At 70.4% G+C, this 3,462-nt stretch carries 3 protein-coding genes and 2 pseudogenes; 2 read left to right on the forward strand and 3 right to left on the reverse strand.

Going from position 1 to position 3,462, the window contains the following annotated elements; all coding sequences use genetic code 11:
• Window positions 1-666: 666 nt before the first annotated feature.
• On the reverse strand, window positions 667-1,707 hold the full coding sequence (locus tag IE271_RS40390) for a helix-turn-helix transcriptional regulator (protein WP_190195406.1): 1,041 nt from the start codon (window positions 1,705-1,707) through the stop codon (window positions 667-669).
• Window positions 1,708-1,815: 108 nt separating this feature from the next.
• Here IE271_RS40390 and IE271_RS40395 point away from each other — a divergent pair, with 108 nt between their 5' ends.
• Complete coding sequence (locus IE271_RS40395; RefSeq protein WP_153182573.1) at window positions 1,816-2,208, forward strand: hypothetical protein; 393 nt, start codon at window positions 1,816-1,818, stop codon at window positions 2,206-2,208.
• A 53-nt stretch (window positions 2,209-2,261) separates the two neighbouring features.
• The gene (locus IE271_RS40400) at window positions 2,262-3,035 is read left to right on the forward strand and encodes a glucose 1-dehydrogenase (RefSeq protein WP_190195407.1); all 774 of its coding nucleotides are present in this window, start codon (window positions 2,262-2,264) and stop codon (window positions 3,033-3,035) included.
• 62 nt (window positions 3,036-3,097) lie between these two features.
• Here the strand turns inward: IE271_RS40400 and IE271_RS43155 are convergent.
• Together IE271_RS43155 and IE271_RS40405 are read right to left on the reverse strand one after the other, a co-directional pair.
• A pseudogene (locus IE271_RS43155) lies at window positions 3,098-3,211 on the reverse strand (IS5 family transposase); the annotation flags it as partial.
• Window positions 3,212-3,292: 81 nt separating this feature from the next.
• Window positions 3,293-3,462, reverse strand: a pseudogene (locus IE271_RS40405) (IS701 family transposase); the annotation flags it as partial.

The raw sequence follows: 3,462 nt of genomic DNA on the forward strand, positions 1-3,462 counted from the left end.
CTCGGCGTAGGTGACGTCTCTGACGTGGTGCAGGGCTTCGATGCTCCAGTGGCCGCGGAGGGCGGTGGCGAGTTCGGCCGGGGTGGTCTGGTGGGCGCCGAGGCTGGTGGCGGCGTAGACGGTCTCGCGACTGGCGCGGCGGCCGGTCTGCCTGCAGCGGCGGTGGACCCGGAGGGCCAGGCGGGCGTGAGGGAAGGCGGTCCCGCCGAGGTCGTCGGCGATGGAACAGGTCTTGAGGGAGCGGGACTCGCGCCGGCCGTGTCCGGTGGAGGAGGTGGTGTGCTGGACGGCGATGTCCCGCCAGGGCAGGGCGGCGAGCTGCCGGTAGGCGGTCGGCTACCGCAGTGTTCGCCGACCGCAAGGAGTTGCTCGCGACCAACAAGCTTGGCCGGGGGGCGCGGCGGGCACTGATCTCTTCGGGAGTTGTCGAACAGCGTGTGAGCCTGGGCTGGGGCTCGGCCAGGCCGCGGCCTGGCCGGCCCACCTGACCGGCGGCCGGGTCGAGGTCTGTGTCGGATCCGGCCTGGACGTGGTTGTCTCCCTGCTGCTGTCGCCTCCATGGCCGAGGTCGGCATCGGCGTCTTCGAGAAGACGCCGAAGATCCTCTCAGAGGGTCGTACGGCGATGTGACGCACGGAGCCGGGGAGAGCCCTTTGGTCCCTCCGGTCACAGGCCCAGGACCGTCGCCACCAGTTCGCTGCGGCTGCGGACACCGGTCTTCGCGAACACGCTCTTCAGGTGGTCCTGCACGGTCGCCGCGGTGATGTGCAGTTCCACGGCGATGGTCCGCGACGGCAGCCCGGCGACGACCCGGGCCAGCACGTCCCGCTCGCGCGGTGTGAGCCCGTACGCGAGCAGCAGTATCTCGGCCACGTCGGCGGCCGGCGCCGGATGCACCGTCACGGCGACGGCCGCCGGGTGCGGGCTGCCGCTCAGCGGCGAGGCCTGGACGGAGAGCCACCGGCCCGAGCGACCGCGGATGCGCCCGTACGCCGGCAGCTCAGCGCCTCTTCCCCGTGCGGCCACCTCCAGGATCGCGGACGGCAGTTCCGCCTGCGACGGGCCCAGCTCGTCCCGCCAGAGTTTCGCGGCCAGGTTCTCCGAAAACAGCCGCAAGTCCTGGTCGAGCAGGAGCACTCCGGCCTCGGACGGGCCCGCAGCGGTGTCGTCGGGTGCCCGGTGGGCGGCCCGGCGCAGGGCCGCACCGACCGGGGCGGACAGCCGCCGCAGGACGCCGACGTCGGCCGGGGTGAAGTCGGGCCGCCGGCCGCCGCGGAAGAGGGCGACGACGCCCCAGCAGCGGCCGTCCACCACGAAGCCCGCCCGCAGCTCGTGCCGTGCGTCGATCATCGGCAGCACGGTCCGGTAGCGGTGGCTGGATTCCGGATCACCGCCGGTGGCCGCACCGAGCGTGCCCGCGGACACCTCGGAGCGGGCCAGCGCCGCGAACTTCAGGACGTCGTCCACCAGGTACTCGTTGTGCGCGGCGGCCGCGGCCGCCTCCGGTACGAGCCCGGCGCTGACTTGGTCGGCGGTCAGCAGCGTCATCGGGTCGATCGTGCTGAAGCAGTAGGAGTCGGCCGGGATGAGGCGTGTCAGCCGGTCGGCGATCCGGCGGCGCAGTATTCGGGAGTCGAGGTCGAGACGGCAGATCGCCTCGATGTCGCGCACGGTCTCGCGCCGGACCATCGGGGAACTGGAACTCACCCTTGCCACGGTATCCCAGAAATGTGGGAGGGCCGCCCGACCTCCAGGCGCCTACCGTGGGTCCGAGAAACCCCAGGTCACCGGAGGTACACCGACATGTCCCCGTCCATGCTCAACGTCGGACTGGATCCAGCGCTGGTGGACGACGCGCCCTCGTCACGGGCGGCGTTCCCTGAAATCGACGCCGAGGCGGTCCGGGCCGGAATGGCCGCGGGCCGGGCTCGGCTCGAGGAGCTCGGCCTCAGTGTCGATGTCTGCCTGCTCGACTACGGCCGCACGGCCGAGGCGGTCTTTCGCGCCGCGTTGACCGCCAAGGACTACGACATCGTGCTGATCGGCGCCGGCGTCCGGCTGGACCCGGAGCTGACCCCGCTGTTGGAGGTGCTGGTCAACACCACCCACGAGCTGGCACCCGGCGCGAAGCTCTGCTTCAACGTCAGCCCGACGACGGCTGTCGAAGCCGTCCAGCGGTGGTGGCCCGAACACAAGCCGCTGGTCTAGGCGCTCCATAGCACTCAAGAGACGATTCGATGAACGGGAGGCGGTCTTCCGCCATGTCTGCAAGAGCACTCGAGGACAAGGTCGCACTGGTCACCGGCGGCAGCCGGGGCATCGGCCGGGCGATCGCGGAGCGGCTCGCCCAGGACGGCGCCGCCGTCGGCGTCACCTACGCCCGCGACGAGACGGCGGCGAGCGAGACCGTCGAAAACATCCGCAAGAACGGAGGACGGGCCTTCGCACTCCAGGCGGGGCTGGGCGAACACGGCGACGCGGCCCGCCTCTGGGCCGCCTTCGACGCCACGGGCACAGAGCACGCGCCCGACGGGAAACTCGACATCATCGTCAACAACGCCGGCATCGGGGACTTCGCGGCCCTGGAGTCGTTGACCGAGGACGCCTTCGACAAGGTCTTCGCCGTGAACGTGCGTGCACCGTTCTTCGTCACCCAGCAGGGACTGCCGCGCCTGCGCGACGGGGGCCGGATCATCAACATCTCCAGCTCCGTAGCCCGCCTGGCCACGCCGGGAATGATCGCCTACGCCGCCACCAAGGGAGCCCTGGACAACTTCAGTCTCACCCTCGCCAAGGAGCTGGGCCCCCGGGGCATCACGGTCAACTCAGTGGCCCCCGGAACCGTCCTCACCGATGCCAGCGCAGCCACCCTGCTGGGCGATCCGCAGGCCGAGGCGCAAGCAGCGTCCCTTGCCGCCCTCGGCCGGATCGGACGGCCGGAAGACATGGCCGACATCGTGGCCTTCCTCGCCTCCGACGACGCACGCTGGATAACCGGCCAGGTCATCGACGCAACGGGAGGCCTGGCCCTTTGACATACTTTTCGCCCTAGGTAGGTGTTTGATCCCGGCGATGCCGTCTCGTTTAAAGGTGTCGGGCCTCGCCGGGTTGGTGTGGATTCTCCGGTCAGCCGGCGGGCCATGAGGTCGATCATGTGGAGTTCGATGAGGGCTTCGGAGCGGACGGTCAGCGTTTCGTAGTCACGGGCCAGTAGGACTCCGTTAAGTCGGTGCTGATCTGCGGGTTCTGGGCAGGGGCTGCCAGCAGGTGATGCAGAGGCCGGTCCAGCACCTCAGGAGGTCCTGGAGGGCGTCGAGGACCTGGTAGAGGGTGAGACCGGTGCACCGACTTTTGGGGCCGGGCGCTGTTCGGTGAGGAAGGCGTGGGCGGCGCTGACGAGGGTGACGTGGTGGTGGAAGCCGGTCCAGGAGCGGCCCTCGAAGTGGTCCAGGCCCAGGCCGT

Source organism: Streptomyces minutiscleroticus (genome assembly GCF_014650875.1).
Classification (GTDB): Bacteria; Actinomycetota; Actinomycetes; order Streptomycetales; family Streptomycetaceae; genus Streptomyces; species Streptomyces minutiscleroticus.

Excerpts from the sequence above, each read along its gene's own strand:
- IE271_RS40395 (WP_153182573.1), top strand. The coding sequence starts at position 1,816 with ATGCTCAACGTCGGACTGGATCCAGCGCTGGTGGACGACGCGCCCTCG.
- IE271_RS40400 (WP_190195407.1), top strand. The coding sequence starts at position 2,262 with ATGTCTGCAAGAGCACTCGAGGACAAGGTCGCACTGGTCACCGGCGGC.